The 20,266-nt window shown below is 70.6% G+C and carries 20 protein-coding genes; 5 read left to right on the forward strand and 15 right to left on the reverse strand.

What is annotated here, in order from left to right:
* Positions 1-8 precede the first annotated feature (8 nt).
* From ACIBK6_RS32965 to ACIBK6_RS33010, 10 genes are all read right to left on the reverse strand, one after another.
* Positions 9-908, reverse strand: a complete 900-nt coding sequence (locus tag ACIBK6_RS32965) for a type II secretion system F family protein (protein WP_399055524.1) — start codon at positions 906-908, stop codon at positions 9-11.
* Positions 905-1,837, reverse strand: a complete 933-nt coding sequence (locus ACIBK6_RS32970; RefSeq protein WP_399055526.1) for a type II secretion system F family protein — start codon at positions 1,835-1,837, stop codon at positions 905-907. The genes ACIBK6_RS32965 and ACIBK6_RS32970 overlap by 4 nt, the downstream gene beginning before the upstream one ends.
* Entirely contained in the window at positions 1,834-3,399 is a 1,566-nt protein-coding gene (locus ACIBK6_RS32975) for a CpaF family protein (RefSeq protein WP_399055528.1), read from the reverse strand. The genes ACIBK6_RS32970 and ACIBK6_RS32975 overlap by 4 nt, the downstream gene beginning before the upstream one ends.
* Positions 3,396-4,217, reverse strand: coding sequence for a hypothetical protein (locus tag ACIBK6_RS32980; protein ID WP_399055530.1), 822 nt, complete (start codon positions 4,215-4,217; stop codon positions 3,396-3,398). The genes ACIBK6_RS32975 and ACIBK6_RS32980 overlap by 4 nt, the downstream gene beginning before the upstream one ends.
* Entirely contained in the window at positions 4,217-4,912 is a 696-nt protein-coding gene (locus ACIBK6_RS32985; RefSeq protein ID WP_399055532.1) for an SAF domain-containing protein, read from the reverse strand. The genes ACIBK6_RS32980 and ACIBK6_RS32985 overlap by 1 nt, the downstream gene beginning before the upstream one ends.
* A 19-nt stretch (positions 4,913-4,931) precedes the next feature.
* Positions 4,932-5,882, reverse strand: a complete 951-nt coding sequence (locus ACIBK6_RS32990; protein WP_399055534.1) for an ATP-binding protein — start codon at positions 5,880-5,882, stop codon at positions 4,932-4,934.
* A complete protein-coding gene (locus tag ACIBK6_RS32995; RefSeq protein WP_399055536.1) occupies positions 5,876-6,454 on the reverse strand; it encodes a hypothetical protein in 579 nt (192 codons plus the stop codon). Before ACIBK6_RS32995 ends, ACIBK6_RS32990 begins: the two co-directional genes overlap by 7 nt.
* A 466-nt stretch (positions 6,455-6,920) precedes the next feature.
* Positions 6,921-7,445: a hypothetical protein gene (locus ACIBK6_RS33000; RefSeq protein ID WP_399055538.1), complete on the reverse strand. Its 525-nt coding sequence runs from the start codon at positions 7,443-7,445 to the stop codon at positions 6,921-6,923.
* Between the two features lie 340 nt (positions 7,446-7,785).
* The gene (locus ACIBK6_RS33005; protein ID WP_399055540.1) at positions 7,786-8,748 is read right to left on the reverse strand and encodes an MBL fold metallo-hydrolase; all 963 of its coding nucleotides are present in this window, start codon (positions 8,746-8,748) and stop codon (positions 7,786-7,788) included.
* A gap of 67 nt (positions 8,749-8,815) precedes the next feature.
* Positions 8,816-9,688, reverse strand: a complete 873-nt coding sequence (locus ACIBK6_RS33010; protein WP_399055542.1) for a helix-turn-helix domain-containing protein — start codon at positions 9,686-9,688, stop codon at positions 8,816-8,818.
* Between the two features lie 2 nt (positions 9,689-9,690).
* Here ACIBK6_RS33010 and ACIBK6_RS33015 point away from each other — a divergent pair, with 2 nt between their 5' ends.
* From ACIBK6_RS33015 to ACIBK6_RS33025, 3 genes are all read left to right on the forward strand, one after another.
* Positions 9,691-10,659, forward strand: a complete 969-nt coding sequence (locus ACIBK6_RS33015) for a helix-turn-helix domain-containing protein (protein ID WP_399055544.1) — start codon at positions 9,691-9,693, stop codon at positions 10,657-10,659.
* A 39-nt stretch (positions 10,660-10,698) separates the two neighbouring features.
* Positions 10,699-11,403, forward strand: a complete 705-nt coding sequence (locus ACIBK6_RS33020; protein ID WP_399055546.1) for a beta-ketoacyl-ACP reductase — start codon at positions 10,699-10,701, stop codon at positions 11,401-11,403.
* Positions 11,404-11,680: 277 nt separating this feature from the next.
* Positions 11,681-12,922, forward strand: a complete 1,242-nt coding sequence (locus ACIBK6_RS33025) for a hypothetical protein (protein ID WP_399055548.1) — start codon at positions 11,681-11,683, stop codon at positions 12,920-12,922.
* Between the two features lie 95 nt (positions 12,923-13,017).
* Here ACIBK6_RS33025 and ACIBK6_RS33030 read toward each other — a convergent pair whose 3' ends face one another.
* The 4 genes from ACIBK6_RS33030 to ACIBK6_RS33045 form a co-directional block, all read right to left on the reverse strand.
* Positions 13,018-13,392 carry a hypothetical protein gene (locus tag ACIBK6_RS33030; RefSeq protein ID WP_399055550.1) on the reverse strand — a complete coding sequence of 125 codons (375 nt, stop codon included), beginning with the start codon at positions 13,390-13,392 and terminating at the stop codon, positions 13,018-13,020.
* Positions 13,385-14,329, reverse strand: coding sequence for a hypothetical protein (locus ACIBK6_RS33035; RefSeq protein WP_399055552.1), 945 nt, complete (start codon positions 14,327-14,329; stop codon positions 13,385-13,387). The genes ACIBK6_RS33030 and ACIBK6_RS33035 overlap by 8 nt, the downstream gene beginning before the upstream one ends.
* 17 nt (positions 14,330-14,346) lie before the next feature.
* Positions 14,347-15,045, reverse strand: a complete 699-nt coding sequence (locus ACIBK6_RS33040) for an HNH endonuclease family protein (protein WP_399055553.1) — start codon at positions 15,043-15,045, stop codon at positions 14,347-14,349.
* 110 nt (positions 15,046-15,155) lie between these two features.
* The gene (locus ACIBK6_RS33045; protein WP_399055555.1) at positions 15,156-15,773 is read right to left on the reverse strand and encodes a hypothetical protein; all 618 of its coding nucleotides are present in this window, start codon (positions 15,771-15,773) and stop codon (positions 15,156-15,158) included.
* Positions 15,774-16,200: 427 nt separating this feature from the next.
* Between ACIBK6_RS33045 and ACIBK6_RS33050 the strand changes: the two genes are divergently transcribed.
* Positions 16,201-17,679 (forward strand): hypothetical protein, encoded by a 1,479-nt coding sequence (locus ACIBK6_RS33050; protein ID WP_399055557.1) that lies wholly within the window; start codon positions 16,201-16,203, stop codon positions 17,677-17,679.
* 424 nt (positions 17,680-18,103) lie between these two features.
* Here the strand turns inward: ACIBK6_RS33050 and ACIBK6_RS33055 are convergent, their stop codons facing one another.
* A complete protein-coding gene (locus ACIBK6_RS33055; RefSeq protein ID WP_399055559.1) occupies positions 18,104-19,774 on the reverse strand; it encodes a DNA cytosine methyltransferase in 1,671 nt (556 codons plus the stop codon).
* 336 nt (positions 19,775-20,110) lie between these two features.
* Here ACIBK6_RS33055 and ACIBK6_RS33060 point away from each other — a divergent pair, with 336 nt between their 5' ends.
* Positions 20,111-20,263: a hypothetical protein gene (locus ACIBK6_RS33060; RefSeq protein WP_399055561.1), complete on the forward strand. Its 153-nt coding sequence runs from the start codon at positions 20,111-20,113 to the stop codon at positions 20,261-20,263.
* The last annotated feature ends 3 nt before the right edge of the window (positions 20,264-20,266 follow it).

Consider the following 20,266-nt stretch of genomic DNA (forward strand, 5'->3'; position numbering starts at 1 on the left):
TCCGGGAGTTAGCTGGCCATGATCCGCGAGAGGGCGGGGTAGCCGATGTAGACGGTCATGATCAGGACGAGCATGGCGACCGGCATGACCATCTTTTCGCTGGCCATGTTGGCCTTGGCCTTGGCCGAGGTGACCAGGGCGCCGGAGAGTGACCTGGCCTGGGCGCCGAGGCTGTCGCCGACGGCCGCGCCTTCCTCACCGGCGATCGCGATGATGTCGGCCGGGGCGCCGAGCTCGGGCACATCCAGCTCGATGGAGAGCCGCTTGAGGCCCTCCCAGGGGCTGATGCCTTCGAGTTCGGCGCGGGTGATGGTGTCGCGGATTTTTGCGAACACCCAGCCCTCACCGACCTCCGCGGCCCGCTTCAGGGCCTGGGTGGGGGCGGCGTCCGCGGCGCGTTCGAGCTGGACGAGCCGGAGGTAGGCCTTGATGGCGTACCGGAAGTCTCCCTTGGCCTCCAGCGCCTGCTGCCTGAGCTGGAGATCCGGCAGGAACCAGAACACGACCGCGAGGCCGATCCCGGCGATGCCGGGGATCGCGAAGGGGAAGGGGTAGCCGGCCAGGTTCGCGAGCGTCACGCACAGCACGGGCAGCAGCAGCCCGTACAGGGCCAGTGCGATCTTGCGGCCCAGGTGCGCGGCGGGGGAGCGGCCCACCAGTTCCAGCTGCTGGCGCGGCAGGCGCAGGGTGCCCTCGCCGGCGGTGCGCAGCAGGACAGCACCCGCCTTCTCCATAAGGGAGTTGGGACGGGCATCCCGGTGCCGTGCGAGGTTCTCCAGCCGGGTGGCGTCCATGCGGCCGATGACGTCGCCGAGGTCGGGCCGTCCCGGCAGGAGGCCGCGGGCGGCGATCACCAGGCCAAGGCCCGCGACGGCGCCGCCGATGACGGCGTAGGGGGAGAGGATCACGGTGCCTCCTCGGTGGTGCGGCCGCTGCCGGAGCGGTCGGCCGACGACAGGAACCGGGGCGCGGCCTCGATGACCGCCATGCGGCGCATCCAGATCTTGACCAGGACGAAAGCGACGCCGACGAAGGCGAGGACGATCTGTCCCATGACGGTGTTGTAGGGCTCGACATAGCTGCCGGAGAACGCGGTGATGCCGAAGATGCTCAAGCAGAAGACGGTCACCCACCGGTCGTTGGTGCGGGGCTTTTGCCGGTCGGCCTCGACCTCGCGCCGCGAGAGGACCTCGTGCTGGAGCGCCTCGGCGAGTTCGCGCAGGGCCCGGCTCAGGCCGGCACCGCGGTCCTCGATGTGCAGGATCAGCAGGGCGATCACCTCGTCGACCATCGCGTCGTTGAGGCCGTCGGCGAAGGCGCGGTAGGCGTCCTGGGGCAGCCAGCCGGCCGACAGGCGCGAGACGAGCAGCGTCACGTCCTGGCGGATGGCCTTCGGGACGGTCTCCAGACTGCGCTGGACGGATGCCTCCAGGCTGACGCCGACCGTGTGGATGTCGGACAGGCGCCGCACCCACTCCTCGACGGCTTCGAGCTTGTGGATCTGCCCCGCGCCGGATCCGGAGGTGTTCAGCAGCCAGGGCAGGCCGACGACGACGGCGAGCGTGACGAGGCCGCCCATCAGCCAGCCGGTGAACAGCCACACCCCAAGACCCGCCAGGCCGGCCCCGGCCAGCCGGGTCTGGCCTCTGGCCCACCAGGCGGTGGGGGTAGCGGCGTCCTTGACGAAGAAGCTGCGGACCTTGCGTTCCAGACGGCTTCGGCGGCGCACCGTCGTCGAGGGCGCCCAGCCGACGCCGCCGGCCGCGGCCAGGACGAGACCGCCGACGGCGGCCAGGCCGGCCAGTGCGGCCAGCAGGGAGTTCGGTGTGAGGGTCACAGCGGCATCACCGTCTCCAGCGGCGCTCCCCAGCTGCCCCACGGGTTGAGCAGGACGCGGCGGTCAAGCCCGGCACGCACCAGGTCGTCCAGCGCGCTCTGGGAGATGTTTCCGTGGGGCACGGCCCGGGCCTCGCGGCGGCCGTCCTGATCCCGGGGCGCGAAAACCATCTGGTGGCTGGGGCGTCCGCCCTCGCCGATGCCGGTGATCTCCATGACGTGGCTGACGAACCGGTGCTTGCGGCCCGTCTTGCCGTCCGGGCCGACGAGTTCGGTCTCATCGACCAGGCGTACGTAGACGACCAGGTCGATGGCCTGGGCGATGAGGCGGTAGGCGAGGGCCTCGGTCATCCCGATGCCCGCTTCCAGACACAGGGTGGCCAGCCGCTCGATCGACAGCTGGGGGCTGCGGGCGTGGAGGGTGGCCATCGAACCGCCCTCGCCCTCGTTCATGGCGTGCAGCATCGGCACGACTTCCTTGGAGCGGACCTCACCGACCAGGACCCGGCGCAGCGACATGCGCAGCAGCTGCGGGAAGAGGTCGCTGAGGGTCAACTCGCCCTGGAGCTTGCCGTCCGCACCGCGCTCGCCGTTCGACTCGCGGCCCTCGTAGGCGACGACCTCGGGGCCCTCGGGGTCCTCGTGGAGGTAGAGCTCGTATTCGCTCTCCAGCGTGCCCACGCGCTCGGTGCGGGGGATTTCACGGGCCATCGCCCGCAGCAGAGACGTTTTTCCCACGCCCTGGGAGCCCACCACGACTACGTTTTTGCGGCCCTTGACCGCTGCGCGCAGGAAGTGGGCGAGCGTGGAGTCGATCGTGCCCCAGTGCACCAGGTCGTCCAGACCCTGCCCGCGGGTGCGGTGCCGGCGGATGACGATGTTCGGCCGCGGCGTGACCCAGGCGGAGGCGGCCAGGCGGGAGCCGTCGGCCAGGCGCATGTTCAGGTTGGGTGTCGCGGGGGTCAGCGCGCGCTCGCCCTGCCCCTGCATGCGCGCGATGTGATTGATGAGGTTGATCAGGTCGCGGTCGGTCTTCGCGATCGGGTCCCAGGAGCGAGTGGGGCGGTCGGCGTAGTCGACGCGCACCTCGTCCCCGTTGATGATGATGTTCTCGACGTTCGAGTCGTCCAGGAGCGGCTGGAGACGGCCGGCGCGGAACAGCTCGTCGAAGACGGCCTTCTGTACCGCCCGCTCTTGATCAGGTGTCAGGGGCGTCGCGCTCGCCGCGTACTTGGTCGCCCACTGCGAGACGACCTGCGTGATGATCGACTGCCCGCGCTGGCGGCGGTCCTGCTCGGTCATGGACGCATCTGCGCCCGCGGCCTCGCCGATCCGCATGCTGGCCTGGGACCGCAGCTCGGCGAGCACCTCGTGGCCGACCGGCAGCGTGCCCGGGCCAGCGGCGTCCGCGGTCTGCAAGGTGCTCTCCGTCAGCCTCGCCGGGGACACCCGCGAGGGCACCGGCTTGAGGACGGGGGCGGGAGCGGCCGGGGCCTCGTCCAGGGCGCGGGCGAAGAGCATCTCGAGGTTGGGGGCCGGGTTCTCGGGCCTGGTGTCGGTCATGATGCCCTCCCGGCAACCGTGGGTACGCCGGCCGGCTGCAGCTGGACGCGGCGCTTGGTGACGAGCTCGTTGATCGTTTGGTGGGCCGTCCGCGCCGAGCGCAGCAAGGTCCGCGGCATCCGCTTGTACGCCCCGTGCGTGAGGACATCGGCGGTGTCGGCATCCCACGCGAGCATCCCGACGACCGGCGTCTGCAGATGCTGCTGGACCTGGCTGGAGGTGAAGGAACCCTCCTCGATCAGCAGCAGTCCCAGCGCGTCGGCGCCGGTGCCGTGGTGTGCCAGCTCTTCCCGCAGGACGCGCACGGCGGGTGCCGCCGCCGCGATGGATGCCTGGGTGGTGCGCACCACCATCAGCACCGCGTCGGCGCGGTGCAGCAGCGGTGCCGGGTACCGGGTCGTGCTCAGCCGGGTCTCGGACTCCGTCACGAGGCGGCCCGCGTCGATGATCACGTCGTGCCCGGCCTGGTCCATCACGCTCAGCAGACGGGCGATCTGCCCCCAGGTGCGGGCGAGCGACGGTGCCTGCGTGGGGTCGGTGAGGCCCGGCAGGAGCAGCCGCTGCCCGCTGTGGTCCCGGTCGAGGCTGACGAAGTGCTGGGAGAACTCACGGGCGAGCGTGCCCTGTCGGTCCGCGGCGGCCAGACGGTGCAGGCCGACGGCCGCGCTGCCCTCTCCTCCCAGATAGCCGGTCCGCACCGTGCCGCCGGCCGGGTCGGCCTCCACCAGCAGGGACGGCTTCGGAGAGGCGAGAGCGAGCGCGAGCGCGGAGCAGGTGACGCCGCTGGACTTGCCCGACACGAGGGCGATGACCGCCATCAGCTGGCCTTCAGAACGAGGGTCACCGCGCCCTTGGCGGTCCAGGCGGCCAGCGAGGCGCTGTTGGTCCCAGCGACGGCCACATCAACGACGACCGCCCCGTTGGCGTCGGGCGCCGCGACGCCGGCGATGACGGCGGTGATGCTGTCGGGTGCCGCCTGCGTGGCGGACTTCGCCGCGCCGGCGTCGTCCTGCGGCGTGTGGACGAGCATCACCGTGTCACCGGAGTGCAGCTGCTGCGCGGGCAGTTGCCCCGGCTTGGCCAGGATGCCCACGGTGTCGCGGCCCCGGGCGACGGGGCTTCCGACGCGTACGGAGGCATCGGTGACGAGTGTGCCCTTGGGCAGGTCGGAGGCCGCGGTCTTGCCGACGATGTCGCTGCTGCGGCTGACGGGGACCGGGGCGAGCGCGGGGTCGGGTGCGACCTGTGCCACGACGAGATCGCCCTTCTTTACGGTCTCGCCCGCCTTGACGTCGTGGGCCAGGGCGATGACCGACACGCGGTTACCGGCTTCGTCGACCTGCCATACGGCGACAAGAGCCCCGACCGCCGCAAGCGCGAGCCCGGCTCCCACGACCACGGGACGGCGGCGCCGCCGCGGTGCCTCCTGCGTGATCGGGACGGGTCCGGCCGGCACCGTGGCCGCAGCACCGGCGCCCTTGCTTGACTTTCGAGTGGAGAAGGTCGTCGACATCGTCTTCGTGTTCCTCGTGCTAGTTGACGACCTGGAGCTCGCCGACGCGGGCCGTGGTCGAGGAGTTGCGGGTGGCGTCAGGGATCGTGCCGGTCTCGCCGTTGGTGGCAGTCCAGTTGACGGCCCAGGTGCTGGTGGCCGTGACCGTGTACTCGCCGACCTTGGTGTAGCGGTGGCCGCAGTCGGGGGAGTCGGCGTTGCCGAAGCTCTTCTGGTACGGCGTACCGGGCTTGGTGCAGGTCACGGTGGAGCCGTCGCCCATGGACCAGGCGATGTTCCTCACCGTGGCTGTCACGGTGACCGACAGGCCGCCGGCGGAGACGGTCATCGACTGCGGGCCCCAGGTCTGCGGTGACTGCGCGGTCCACAGCCATACGGGGAGCCCGACCAGGCCCTTGGCGTCGGCCGGGGGAGCCGAGCCAATCTGCGCTGCGTCCAGGCGCATGCGGTCGAACGCCTGCTGTGCGAGTTCAGCCGCCGTGGGGCCGGTATTGAGCGGGTTGGTCGGTTGCCAGCGAGCACCGCCGCCGTTGTGGCCGTTAGGCAGCTCTCCGTTGGTCTCGCCTAGGCAGACGAAGAAGTAGATGGCGCCGGTGGACTGGCCCTGCCAGACCGGGTCCGACTTCGGCGGCTGCGGGTCGGCAAGGCTGACGTAACACCCCTGGCTCTCGACGAACGTTCCGACGCCGTCGATGTGACAGGGCCACACGCCCCAGTGGGTGGCCCCCGTAGCGCACGTCTTCTCCGACGAGCCGCCGCCACCGCCACCACCGCCCGGCTTACCCGGCTTGCCCGGCTTATCGGAGGTGCCGGGGGTGCCGGGTACCTGGACACCGCCGCAGACGAAGTCGTTGTCGCAGTGGCCGACGTCCGTGCCACCGCCGTCCGCGTTGGCGGGCGTGGTCAGCACCAGCACGCTCAGCAGCGCTGCCACGACACCCAGAAACGCGGCTATGCGCCGTCTCAGCATGCGCGGTCCTGGCGCGTCAGCTCGACGACCTTCCACTCATCGCCGACGGTGCGTGCGGTGGCGCTGACGACGAAGCGGGTGAGCCGGCCCTTCGGCAGCTCGAGTTCCTTGCCGGTCTTGGCGTCCACGAGCGTCCACTTGGAGACGTCGACGCAGTCGGTGATGGTCGCCTTCTTCGGTGTCTCGTCCAGGCTCACCGCCGTGACTTGGGGCTTGATCTGCGGGGCGCCGCGCATAGCGCTGCCCTTGATCTTCATGTTCGCCACGTCGGCGAGAACCTTGGTGTAGGCCTGGTCGAAGCTGTACTTCTCCAGGCCGGTACCGCGGGCGTCGACCTTCTCGAACGCCTTGGCCTGGGCGTCCCAGTAGCTGCGGTACGTCTGCTCGACCGCCTTCTTCGCCTCCGCCTGCGGGTCGGCACTCTGCGATGTGCTCGGGCTTGCCGAGGCGGCAGGCTTCTTCTCGCCGCCCGAGCAGCCGGCAGACGTGACCGCGACGCCAAGAGCCGTGGCCGCGACCACCGTTCGGCGCAGCCAGCGGTTCGTGCCGGAAGCGGCGCTTGAGATCGACACTGCGTATCCCCCTTGTGAGTAGTGGTGACGGCTTGGATCGTAGGAAAACGGCGCGGGTCCCCAGCTCAGGACACGGCCGAAGCACGGTGGACACGAGAAGACTCCACGGCAGGGCGGACCGTCCGGCCCGCACCTGCCGAGCGCCGGCGCAGGCGCCGGGCGGCTGATGCGGGACGGATGGCGCATCCGATTCCGGGCTGTGGCGTCCGGCAGGCCGACGCACCAACGCGCGCCGGGACCTTTCCGGATATGCAGCCGACGTCCTTCTTCGTGGAGTCGGCGGTGGTCTGCAACAACGCGACACTCCCCCTCGCGGTCCAGGACCGTGCATCTCCCACAACGCAATCGGTCCGAGGCCGATTCTCGCCACGAAGATCAGAAGCAGCTAGGCCCGGTTTTTTCCGGTAGAGGGACTTCCGGTATATGCCATTGGCTCGGGCCGCTCCTGTTTACCTAGGTCACGGCCTCAGGGATGCACCAGCAAGGCCGGGCCCGAGGGCCTGAGTGCCTGCATGGCAGCCTCCCTGTCGCGGCCGGCGATGGCTGTAAGCCGCCGCTCGACGAAGAAGGTTGAGGGGTGGTCAGGGCCGAAAACCGATCGCAGCAACGTTCGGAGCGCGGTGCCGGTCCGGACCGCCTGGACCGAGTCGGAGACCGTGAGCCAGAAAGCCGCGGTGTTGCACGCCTGCCGGCGGACCTGACGGTGCTCACCGGTCAGCAGATGCTGCCACCCGGCGGCGGCCTGGGCCGAGACCTCCGTCGCGGCGACGGGACGGCCGGCGAGCTGCGCGCAGAAGGCGACGAGCTCAAGGGCGTGCAGGGTGTAGGGGTGCAAGGGGCCGTGGCTCTCGGCGAGTTCGCCGCTGATGGCCCGGGCCAGGGCCAGGGATTCCTCCCGCCGGCCGGCGCGTGCCGCCTGGCGGACCGCCTCGACGCGGGGAGTAAGGAACTCGGGGACGGGCGCGGGGACGGGCAGTGCGGCGGGGCTCATGGCTTCTCCCTGGAGCGAGAGCGAGGGGGCTTCGAGCGGATGCCGCCGCCGGGGGGCCGGCGGCGGCATCCGGAATCGAGTCCAGCAACGCAAGGCGTGCTGCTCGACCGCGCACGTCAACGGGCGTGGGAGTGCCCTCGGTGCCTGGGCGGCGCTCCCCCGTGCGTACACGACGCGCCGACAGATGCACTCCACCGCGGGGACCGGCCGCAGGGCAAGCCGGAACAGGCCGCCGCCAGTTCATATTTCAATGATCGGAATGGGTGCGGGGCTGCTGTTCCATTGGCCGGAATAGGCACAGCCCCCGACCGGCCGCACGCCGGGCAGCTCAATCCCCTGGTCACGCGGTAGACGAGCGCTCCCACGCGATACGCGCCGCATTGTTCATCAGCGCGACCATGTCCGGAGTCGCGGAGCCCCCGTCGAGGTGGCGGAACTCCGTGCCGAGGGTGATCGCCAGCCGCTCCGGGAGACCCAGACCGGGGTAGCGGTCCTCCTTGAGCAGGATGCGGACCGCCTCGATCGCGGTGCGGCCCTGGGCGTGCATCACGTCGGCCTGGTCGGCGAGGTCGTCCAGATAGGCGAGGTAGGTCCGTACTTCGGCGGGGGTCATGAGCGGTCCGTGGCCCGGCACGATCCATTCCGGGTCGAGCGCCAGGATCCGCTCGCAGGCGGCGGAGATGTTTTCCAGCGGACCTGCCCAGTGCGGAGGGTGGTCACCGGCGAAGAGGATGTCACCGGCGAACACCACGCGCTGCTCGGGCAGATGGACGATCAGGTCGCCCACCGTGTGTGCCGGGCCGACCTCGTGGAGCTCCACGGGTATCGAGCCGACCTCCAGGTCGTACCGCCCGGTGAACGTGATGGTCGGGGGCAGCACCTGTATGTCCGAGAAGTCGAACCGGGCGAAGTGCTGACGGAAGTACCAGCCCAGCGGCTGGCTGGGGTCAGTGTCACGGATCAGGACTTCGAGCTGCTGAGGCGTCGGCTCCACGCACTGGTGCTCCAGCGCGGCGTGGGTCGCCAGGACTTCGGCGCCGGGCAGTTGCTGCAGGCCCCAGGTGTGGTCGCCGTTGGCGTGGGTGACGGCTATGCGGTTCAGTTCCGCGTCGGGGCCGGCGGCCGCGCGGGCCGCGTCGAGGAAGGTGTCGGTCAGGGCCGGAGTGTAGGGGGTGTCGACGAGCAGAGTCTCACCCTGGGAGCTGACCAGGCCGCAGTTGGCCAGTCCCCAGGCCGCGTCCTGTCCGGGGAGCCAGGCGAAGACGCCGGGGGCGATCGGTTTCATCTCAGATGCAGGTGCCATGGGGATGAATTGTGCGGGTGGGCGGCGGTCCGGCGAAATCGGGTCCGCCGGACTCGCCGTTACCTCGTCAGCGCCAGGGCTCGAACACCAGGAAGAAGAACCGTGCCCCCGGGCTGCCGAACGGCTGCGCGGCGCACATGGTGACGTGGCCCAGCTGGGAGGCGGAGTGCCGCTCGCAGCATCGGTCCCGCTGGTCGGGGGAGCCCTGCGGGACGGTGAAGCCGGCGTGGCGCATGATGCGGGTGTCGCCGTCGGGGTGGACGTAGGCGAGGTTGTGGTTGCGGTAGATCGGCCCGGCAACGGGATCCTCGTTGACTTCCTCGTGGAGCCGCTGGAGGTCCTCGTTGTCGGGATGAGCGGCCAACGCCGTACGCAGCTGCGCTGCCACGGGCGCGGCCCAGCGCTTCTCCCAGTCGACCAGGTGGTGCTCGCGGGCGTCCTCGCGCAGCAGCATCCACCGCAACAGGTTCTGCTCGGGCAGCCGCGGCGTCCGGTCGTCCACCTGCGGGAACATCCGGACGAAGTCGTCGTTGGCGGCCAGGACGTTCCAAGCCACGTCATTGATGTAACAGGGCTGCCCGGTGACCTGGTTGACGGCCTTCTGCCAGGCGGGGGCGACGTTCGTCCCGGCCGTCGGGTCCATGGGGATGGGCGGCTCGTACCCGAGCGCGTACACGTAGAGCGCGGTGCGCTCCCGCTCCTCCATGCGCAGCACCGTGGCCACGGCGTCGAGGAACTCCCGGCTGGGCGCGGCCATGTCCCCGCGTTCGAGGACGGCGTAGGTGCGTTCCGTCACGAAAAGTGCCTGCGCCACCTGCGCCTGCGAGAGGCCGGCTGAGCGTCGGCCCCGCCCCGTGCGCTTGGGTATCCCGAACTCGGACGGGTCTATCTCCCCGCGCTTCAACTGCAGCAGTTGCTGCAGCGCCTCTTTGTTGTTCACCTTTGAACCTCTGCCCGTCGTGCCGTACATGGTCCGCCGCGTCGAAATACCGGAAGCGCCCGCTCCTGAAATTCGCGGACCGGAAAATTCAGAGCCTGGTCACCGCGATCTTGACCGGGAAGAATCGGCCGCCGGATCGAATTCGCGTTGTGGGAGACGCGACGGTCCCCGATCGCGAGGGGGAGTTCGCGTTGCTGCACCCTGTTACCGCCCCGCCCGAGAGCGGTACCGGCGGCGCCGTTGCGCGCACCATGGCGGTGCTCCGGGCGCTGATCCGGCTCGGCCCTGCCGAGCAGCCTCTTGCCGCGATCGCGGAGTGCGCGGAACTGCCCGCGGCCACTGTTCACCGGTATCTGCAAGCTCTGGTGCGGGACGGGGCTGTGGAACAGCGGGGGCCACGCGCTGCGTACGCGCTGGTCGACGCGCTGCACAATGCCCCCCACTCTGTCTCTGCGGCCCAACTCCCACCGGTGGACCGGCCCTCACCTGCGGTGAAGGCTGAGATCGTCACACTACAGTCGAGAACTGGCCAGCTCGTATTCGTTTACCGTCCGCATCTGATCGGCACTCCGAGGAGGGTCTGCGCAGACCGGGCATACGGTGCGCACGGCGAGGAGGTGCTCACAGCGCCTCAAAACCTGCTGCGCATCCTTGAGTCCGCACCGCTGGAGACCGACGCGGCGGGCCTCGCGATCCTCGCCTGTCTCGGCTCCGCGACCGGCACCAAGATCGATTTTTCGCGCATCCGTGAGGAAGGTCACGCGGTGGGGCCCTCCCCGCTGCCGGGCCGGACCATGATCGCGGCCCCCCTCTGGTACGGCTCGGCGGTTGCCGGTTCCGTCACGCTGCTGGCCAGCGACAGACAGATGCGAGGGGCCGTCACCCGTGCCCGGTACGCCACCGCGGTGATGGACGCCGCTGCGGCGATGAGCGGGCAGTTGACCCGTTCGGGAGTCCGCCGGGCCGGCTGATTGACTGCACAGCCACGAAGCAACAGAAAGGCACCATCTGTGTCCCGTTCAGTTCTGATCACCGGCGGCAACCGCGGCATAGGCCTGGCCATCGCCCGCCACCTCGCGGCCGCGGGCGACCGCGTCGCGGTGACCTACCGCTCGGGCGAGCCGCCGGAGGGCCTGTTCGCCGTCCAGTGCGACATCACCAGCACCGAGCAGGTCGACCTGGCCTTCAGGCAGGTCGAGGAGGAGCAGGGCCCTGTCGAGGTCCTCGTCGCCAACGCCGGCATCACCAAGGACCAGTTGCTGATGCGCATGAGCGAGGACGACTTCACCTCGGTCATCGACACCAACCTCACCGGAGCCTTCCGCCTCGCCAAGCGGGCCTCCCGCGGCATGCTCCGCGCCAAGAAGGGCCGCGTCATCCTGGTCTCCTCCGCCGTCGCCCTGCGCGGCGAGAGCGGCCAGGCCAACTACGCCGCCTCCAAGGCCGGTCTCGTCGGCTTCGCCCGCTCCATGGCACGCGAACTCGGCTCGCGCGGCATCACCTTCAACGTGGTCGCCCCCGGCCTCACCGAGACCTCGATGAGCGAGAAGCTCAGCGACGAGCAGCTCGCAAACCTCAAGAGCCAGATCCCCCTCGGCCGCCTCGCCCGGCCCGAGGAGATCGCGGCGACGGTCGCCTTCCTCGCCTCCGAGTCCGCCACCTACATCACCGGCGCCGTCGTCCCGGTCGACGGCGGAGCCGGCATGGGTCACTGACCACGGTGAACGGCTACCACGGGAGCCCGATGCACGAATGACCTGACAGCGGGGCAGTCCTTGCGAACTGCCCCGCGGCGACAAGCCACCAGGTGTGTCCAGCACCTCGGCCCGCCGCACTCTGCCACCACCGCGCGAGTGTCCAGCCCGCCCGGTGAAGAACCCGGTCCGAAGACCGGGCAACACCGCCCCTGACAGGGCGGATCACTTGGTTCCCGAAGAACCCGCCCCACCGAAGAGGGGCTGTCGCATGCCTGAAAGGAGGGCGTGCCTGCCCATGATGCAGCATGCCCGCGCGCTGGTCCATGACGTCTCCGTACCGCCGCGCCCCCCACACGCACAACACCGAACATCCCAGGCCACCCCTTTCAGCCCCGTTCGTGAGCATGCGGATCAGGCCGTCGGCACGACCGCCTCCCGCCGCATCCGGCGGCCCGACTTCCTGCGCGCCGCCACCTGGGCCATCACTGCCCGGCTCCATCCGAAGGCCGGCGCCACCACGTTGCGCGTCGCCCAGGACCTGGCCACCCGCCTGAACGCCGACGGGCACGTCGCCTACTGCCGCGACACGATGTTCAGACGCCTGGGCATCAGCCGCCGCACCCTGGAGCGGCACATCGCCGTGCTGCGCGAACTGGGCCTTCTCGTCTGGGCAGTTCACGGCTCCCGCGCCAACACCCGCCCCGCCGGAAGCGGCGCGTGGGCGGGCACCGCCACCATCTACGCGGCCGTCGTCCCCCGGGTCTGGGACGAAGCGGTCGGACACCGCGTGAGCGGCCACGGCTACCACGCCCGGCACATCGGCTTCACCGACCGCGGGCGCGAGCTGGCGATCGCGGAAGCCCGCCGCCGCGCCCGGCCGTCCACCGGGCGCCGTGACACCCCTTCCTGTAAGACCAACCACCAACGTCGTACAGCTGAGGTAGAGGGTAGGAAGAACAACACCGGCAGGACCCGCCGTACGCGACTCCGCCGCAGGCACGAAGTGCCGGAGCCCTACCGGGCCAGCCCCACGCAAGCCGCCGACGCCATCTCGCTCGCCGCCTGGGTACGCCCCCGGGTTCCCTGGACTCAGGGTGAGAGCCTGCGCCGCCTCGCCTTCGCCCTGCGGCCGTGGATCGCCACCGGCCTGTCCGCCGCGGACCTCGCCGCGGACCTGTCGGTCTGGCGCGTGCCCCAGCGGCCTGCCTCGCCGGCCGGCACGATCATGGCCCGCTGGCACGAGCTCGCCGACCAGGACCAGCCGCCGACGGAACCCGGCATCCACACACCAGCGGCACCCGGGGGTCCGCCCAACCGGGCCTTCCTCGACGCCATGGACGCCCTGAGCGATCGCCTGCGCAGTCTCTGCCCGCCCGCCGCGCCGGAACCCGACCCGCCCGGCTTCGTCATCCGCAACAAGATCCTCGCCTCGCTGGCCGAGGCCGACCGGGCTCACCGCGCCCGCACCGCTGAGCAGTGCGCCACCCTCGCCGAATGGGAGAGCATCTGCGCCGCCAGAGAGCGAGCCCCGTGGTGACCCCGCTCCGGCCCAGACCCTGCACCAACCACACGTCCCAGAACAGCACGCCGACAGCGAAGCCTTCCGACCGGAGCACGGCGGCACCTCTGCGTTCAAGAACCCGCCGCAGCAGCCGCGGCATCGACACCGGCCACGTTGTCCTCGACAGCATCCTGCGCTCCCTCGGCGCCGCGACGGTGCGTACGGAAGACCGCCCGGGCAGACCGGATCAGGGCGCGGCCCAGCCGCCACAGGCCGACCGCACCGCAGCAGACCGCCGCCAAGCTCGCACCCAGGCGCGCCGAAGTCTCCAACCACCCTGGCAGATGCAGGAACCCTACCGTCAGCGACGTGCCGATCAGGCTCAGGCTGAGAACCATGAGGACGCTGCTGTGCCCGATCACCCCCCAAGTACGCTTCAGCTCGGCGTAGGCCTCGGGATGGGCCTCGCGCCACGGCGCCGGCCGACCCAGCTCCTGTTCACTCATCTGTCTCTCCACTCCGTGCGTGCCGGTGTCCGCCCTCGGGGGCGCCGTCCAGGAGTTCCCGGGCATGACGCAGGCCTTGTCCCAGTTCCTCCAACTCCAGCCGTGCTTCCTCCAACAGAGCCCGGGGCAGGAGCCCTTCCGGCAGCGCGGCCCTGGCCGGAACCACGCTCGCGCGCTCGTCACGGATCGCCGCCTCCACCGCTTCCTCCTGCTGTTCCACCTCGGCGGCCTGGTCGGCCAAGAGCCCGAGCGACTGCGCGTAGCCGCAGAGGAGTTCACGGGCTTCCGGGTCGTCCGCCGCCACCGGGACCAACCCGGCCGCGTCCCACAACAGCCGCGGCAGCACCGCCGCCGCCCGCGCCAACTCGGGGCGCTCGCTCCGCTCGGCGAGGATCCGCAACCGCTGCTCGGCGGCCAGCAGCCGGAAGAACACAGGCCCGTACGGCTCGTCGCCTCCCACCACGCGCACGCGGCGCCGTGTGAGACGTCGGACAGCCGCGGGCAGTCCGGATGACACGGCCAGACCGACGGCGACGGCGCCGAGCAGGCCAAAGCCCGCCGGCAACAGGGATGACGCAGGGCCCAGAGCCGCGGCAGCGACGACGGCGAACACCGCAGTCCGGCCGACCGGGAGAGGACGCGGAAGCAAAAAGCCTCCCACCGTCCAGATGTACAGGGGCGGAGCCAGTCCCCACACCGTCCGGCACGCCCAGCGCCCCACCCGGCGCTGCGCCGGATCCAGGACACCCGCCTCACGCAGCACGCTCGCGGGGTGCGACCGGCCGGCGAAGGCGCCCCAGCGCAGCCACCCTCCCCGCGTACGCTCCCGTATCGCCAGCGCCTCGGGGGCGGCCAACTCCGTGTGCGAGGCATCCCGAAAGCGGGCCGCCGCACGGACGACGTGGGTCCACCGGTCCTGGTCTGCGTCGAACGGCATGGGCTGGGCAGGGGGCTTCATCGGTGGTCCGCACCGGCTCGGCCGGAGTCGGCACCCGGGCAAGATTCCAGCGCCGTGCGCAGGGCCGCCTTCTCCGCCGGTGCGACCGACAGCCGGTACTTGCTCTTCACCCGGATCTGCGCGCTCGCGTACCAGCAGTGGGTCTCAGGGCTGGGAGGCATCCACGCGGCAGCGTCCTTGGCTCCCTTGCCCGCGTTGGTCGGGCCGTCGGTCGCGATCAGGTTCTCGGGGTCGTTCGCGTAGTTCAGTCGCTGCTCGGCGGTCAGCTCCCGGGCCCCCGACTGCCAACCGAGTGCCAGGGGCACGATGTGGTCGATCTGCACGGCCAGCGAGGTCCGCGGGCCACGGTCGAAGGCGATGGTCCTGCCCGTGTACCGGTCGTGCAGCACGCCGGAGAGGACGGTGCAGCCATCCTTGGCCCGGACGGCGCCGTCCAAGTCGCGGGCCAGGATGTCCTGGCGGGTCGGGCAGGAGTTCCCCGACAGCTCGACGGAGCCCTCATCGCTCCACGCAGGCCCGAAGGCGTCACGGCTGTAGCCGGCAAGGGAGCTCTGCGGACGTACCACCAGGGTGTCCAGCTGGGCCAGCGCCGGCGCGGCTCCGACGCTGGTGACGGGGGCGGTGACGGGGCCGCAGGCGGAGACGGCCAGCGCGCCGGCGAGCACGAGGCCGGCAGCCAGGAGGCGAGGGGCCATGAGGAGGTCCTGTTCGTGTCGGAAGAAGTGCTGTCACTTGCTACAGGTGCGGCGTCGGCGGACGGTGTGACACTCCGCTCGAAAAAGCCGCTGAAGAACTCGTCGCCCGCTCACGGCTGGTCGCGGTACCAGGTGAGGAAGTTCTCGGCACGGGACTGGTCGAGGCGAATGGTCAGCTCACCGTCGTCGTCCAGGTCCTGGGTGGCGCCGATCGCCTGCCCGTCCGCGGTGGAGCCGAGCCAGCGGGCGCTCAAGGAGAGGAGGGGCCCGGCGGCCGGGCCCGCCGCGGTCAGCTTGAGGATGACGGTCAGCGCTTCGTCGTCGATGTCGAGGCCGACCTGGCTGCCGGGGACGGCAGAGCGCAGCCGGTCGAGGAGCTCCCGCTGGTCGGGGACAGCCACGCCGAAGGCGTCCGCGTTTGTCTGGGCCTGCGCGGTGCGCTCGTAGTAGCTGTGGATCAGTTTCTGTGCGGTGGCGCGCAGTTCGGGTTGGCTGATCTCTTCCAGTGAGCCCACGGTGCGGTCCTTCGTGCCGGAAGGCGTGAGGGGGTGGAAGCCGATCTCGCGCCGGGTTCCGTCACCGTCGAGGAGGGTGAGGATGGTCAGGTTGGCGACGGGGTGGAGGTTGATCGTCCACTGGTTCGGCAGGGGCTTGGGTGAAGTGCGCACGGGGGTCTCCAGGGTGGTGGTGTGCGTGTGGTCAGAGGCGGGTGCGATCAGGCGCGTCATGGCGCACTCGACGGCGGTTGACGTGGTCGGCGTAGGTGAGGTGCACGCGGATGCCGTTGCCGACGCCGGACGGGCTGTTGGGAGCGACGGGAAGCCTCTGTTAGAGGGCAGGAGGCACGTCGGTGGAGGAGTACGGGGGAGTGGCCGGTGCGCCGCCGGTCTGGCAGACAGAAGCAGATCGGCGGCGAGGCCGGCGTCCTGGTCCTCCGCTGCGTACTCGGCGGCGTAGGCAGGGCTTCGACGCCCCGGCAACAATCAGGAGATTACGCGAATTCATAGACTTAAGCAATCACTGAAGGGCATTGCTTAAGTCTATGAGTCTAGCTATGTTTGCGATGCGGCCCGCACGGGGCTCGCCCCCAACACTGCTGCCAGCAAGCTCAGTTGACCGGCGCTCGGCAGCGATCGGAAGGACATGATGTCTCGCATGCTCTCCATCGCCGAGCACAGGAGGCTGCTGCACGACGCGCTGTCCGCAGCGCTTGCCACCGACGCGCTCTCGCTCCCCGTCTCGATGATGTACACCCCGAACACCCACCGGGCCGCTCTGTACGCGGACAGCACCGTGGTGCGCGGATCGACGGGGCAGGGCAAGACCTTCTGGGCCCGGGCCCTGTCCGATCCGCAGCTGCGCGCGGTCGCCGCCCGGGAGTACCGCATGCCCAGGCTGGAGCGGACCGCACCGGTCACCGGCTTCGGCGACCGACCGGATGCCTTCCAGCCGTCCGCCGGGGAACTGCGTGCCCTGACCAGGTTGGGCGTGCAGCCAACTGCCTTGTGGAGCGCCGTCGCCCTGACCGCCCTGGGGGTACCCGACCTTGCTGCCCTGGCCACCTGGACCGAGCGCGTCGACTGGCTGGTCCGCAACCCCGGTGCCATCGAGCGCTCCCTGGCCGAGCTCGAAGCAGCCGCGCGTGCCGCCGACACCGTCCGGATCGTGCTGTTCGACGCCCTCGACCAGCTCCACCCCGACCGCGCCCTGGCCGAGCACCTCACCTCCGGCATGCTCAACCTCGCCCTCACCCTGTCCCGGCACACCACCCGGCTGCGCGCGAAGGTCTTCATCCGCCCGGACATGCTGGACGGAGCCCTGACCGGAGTCCCGCGCGCCGAACGCGCCTTCCTGACTGGGCGCGCCGCCGACCTCTCCTGGGGCAGGACCGACTACCTCGGCCGGATCGGCAGGACCGACCTGTACGGTCTGCTCTTCCACCTCTTGGGCAACCACGACAGCGCCGAGGCGGCAGCCTTCCGCGCGGCCTGGCCCACCTGGGGCCAGGCCAGGGACGGCCGGTTCCTCGCCCCCGCCGAGCTGGGATGTGACCCGAAGACGCAGCAGGAGGTCTTCTCCACCCTCGTCGGCCGGTTTATGGGCGACAACGCTCGCAAGGGCTTCACCTACTCCTACCTGTCCTGCTACCTCCAGGACGCATTGGGCACCGTGACGCCGCGCCCGTTCCTCACCGCGCTGGCCACCGCGCTGGAGAGCACCGGCCGCAACCACCCTGAGCACGACCGTCCGCTGCACTACGACGACCTTCGTCACGGCGCGAGCTGCGGCGCGCGGGCCGACGAACTCCACCAGGCGCTGCCGTGGGTCCGACTGGCCCTGGAACCGTTGGCCGGGCAGCAGCTCCCGATCTGGGAGGAAGAGGTCCTCGACCTGTGGAAGAACGCCGAGCTGGCCGACCAGCTCCAGGAGTTGGGAACACGTGCCGCTGCGGATGTCGGCCGCGTCAGGACCGGACCGTGTCACCCGAGCAGTTACCTGCTCCTGCTGGAGGAACTGATCGGTGCAGGCGTGGTGAACCGCCGTACCAGCGGCCAGCTCGACATGCCCGACGTCTACCGGATCGCCCACGGCCTGGGCCGCCGTGGCCTCCAGCGCGCCGCTCCGGCCGCGTAGCCCGACATCCTCCGCGCCCCGGCGCGACCGGCCCCGGCCGTGTCGCACCGGGGCTTCATTCTGCGCCCTGGACCACCAGCCCCACGGCACCGGTGAGGGGGGGTGTCTGCCTGGTCGGGGTAGTCACTCACGGGGGCGTTCCGGGGCCGCCCTGCGGCAGCGGCCGTGCCGGAACTGCTGCGTCCGTACGGGTACCGCTGTCCGGGACGACGCGGGTCACGGGGCCTTAGATCAGGGGCGAGATCGCGGCAGGGCAGTCGAGGTGCCTCGTGGTGCTGCGTCTTGCGTTCGTTCCTCCCCGGTTCCCCTGCCGCCCGCGCCCTGCCGAACACCCATGCTGCGCGGCCGACGTTGAGGCAACTGCCGGTGCACGCACGGCACGAGCACGATCCGCACCCGGCCGTGTAGGCGGCAGCTCACGGGCCTACGCTGCCAGGGCGGTCTCGTCCTGGTACTCGGGGCTGTGGAGGTAGAGGCCCTGCACGTAGGCCCGGGTCTGTGGTTCCCATTCCCGGCCGAGGATGTGGCCGATCCAGGCGGCCGACGCCATCGGGCAGACCGTGTCGGCGAGCAGCTGGGTCTTGTTGCGGATGCCTTTGCCGCTGCCGACGTGGGTCCAGGGATAGTCGGCACGGAACCCCACGGCGCGGCCGAGATCGCTGTGGGTATGGGTGAGACCGTCGGCCTCGCGCTTCCAGCCGTACGCGGTGCCGGTCACCGTCGTGCCTGGCTGGTCGGCGCTGAACGAACCGCCGCCCTTGGGCCGGCCGGTCTCGGGATTGATCCCGCGCACGCCACGGGTGTTGACCTTGTGCCCCTTCTCCCAGCCCATGCACGCGGCCCACGTGGTGGTCGGGATCGGAGTGCCGGGTCGGTAGCTGACGAAGGGGCGGGTGTAGCGCATGCACACCATGAACGTCCGGTTCCGGTTCGAGGCTGCCCCGTACTCTGCGGCCTCGATCAGGGTGAAGTCCGCGTACTCCCATCCGGCACCGTAGAACTCGGAGGCGATCGCCTCGACCACGTGCCGCGCGACCTTCGCCTTCAGTAGGTTCGATGACTGTTCCATGGCTACCCAGCGGACGTTGTTGTGCTTGGCTTGCAACGCCAGCGGCCAGATCACGGCTTCGGCCATGAGCCCGGTGCGCCCGTCTTCCAGTGCCGCCAGCGGGGCTCGGACCTCGTCCCAGGTGGCGCCGGTGGGCGGGGCGTATCCCTCCATGCCGTCGCCGGCGTCGTCCACGATGATGAACCCGGCTGCCGCCCCGGCCTCGCTGATCGCGTCCTCGACCAGCTGCATGGCCTCCTCTGCGAGTCCGGCCCGCTTGCCGCTGGGCGAGAGGGTCTGGCACGGCGGCGAAAGGATCACCGCGACCACGTAGCGCAGCGCCGGGTTCGCCGGGTCCAGGTCCGTGACCGAGGCGCAGATCCGTCGAAATCCCGCCGCCTGAGCCGTTGCGCACGCGGCCTCCGAGATGTCAACGCCGACCATGTCGACCGGCTCGCCCAGGACTTGGGCGATGCCCTCGCACCAACCGCCCGCGCCTGCGAACAGGTTCACGATCCTGATCGGCGCGCCCGGCTTCGGCGAGTACAGCCACTCCATCGGCCACGGCCCGGCGAGCTCAGCCCGCTCCGCGTCGCTCAATCCCGCGATGTAAGCGTCACGCTCGGTGTCGTCGAGCAGGTCGATATCGTCCACCGGCAGGCCCAGAGCGGCACGGACCTTCGCGACTGTCACCCGCGCCCGTTCGACGACCCAGTACGCCATGTGCGCCCGGGCCCAGATCGCTGTGCTCGCCTCTTCCAGTTCCAGGCGGTAGTCCCAGCCCTCGTCTTCGACCGCCCGAGGCAGGTGCCACCGCCGCGCCTGGTCGATGGCCTCGTACGCGGCTGCCACCGTGTCGGAGTGGGCCTCGGCCAGCGCAAGTGTGGCGGCGCGCCTGGCGGCGGCGCGCGCATGCAGTCGATCCGCCTCTGCGAGGGGGCACGGCGCGGCGACTGCCACGCCGCCGTCGCTGTCCATGGCTTCCGGGCCGCCGGGGTCGCTGACTGTGTCGTGCGCCGCTGCGGGGGTGGGGGAGGGAGTGTTCATCGTCCTGTGCCTCTGAGATTTCGGCCGCCCCGGTCGGGCCGGCGGGTAGGCCCGGCGCAGGGGTGGCCGGGCAACGGCCCGACCAGCGGTCAAGCCATGTGCAAAGTCATAGAATTAAGCAATGTCGAGGTGAATGGACCTCGCTGGACGCGGAGCGGGCTTCGTCCCGAAGGATCTGCTCCCCGAACGCCTTGACCGGGGAGGCCGCCTAGGGCCTCCAGGCCGGCGTTATTGATCGCACGGGCCCTCTCGCCGGCGCCATCGTGTACAGCGTCGAAGGCGTCGAGGCGCTCGACTCCGGCGGGAGCCGCTGTTGGAGACGTCCGATGCGCCGCGGTGCACCATGTCGTAGACCAGCTCGTCGACGCCCGTCTCGGACAGTCCCAGCTCTCCGGCCAATCGGACTGGGGCGGCAATACCCCGCGCATCCTCGTAGGACACGGCGAGGGTGTTGCTCTCGGCTGCGCGCTGGTCCTGCCACGCTGGTGAGGT

Origin of the sequence: Streptomyces sp. NPDC050485 (assembly GCF_044458185.1) — a bacterium.
Lineage (GTDB): Bacteria > Actinomycetota > Actinomycetes > Streptomycetales > Streptomycetaceae > Streptomyces.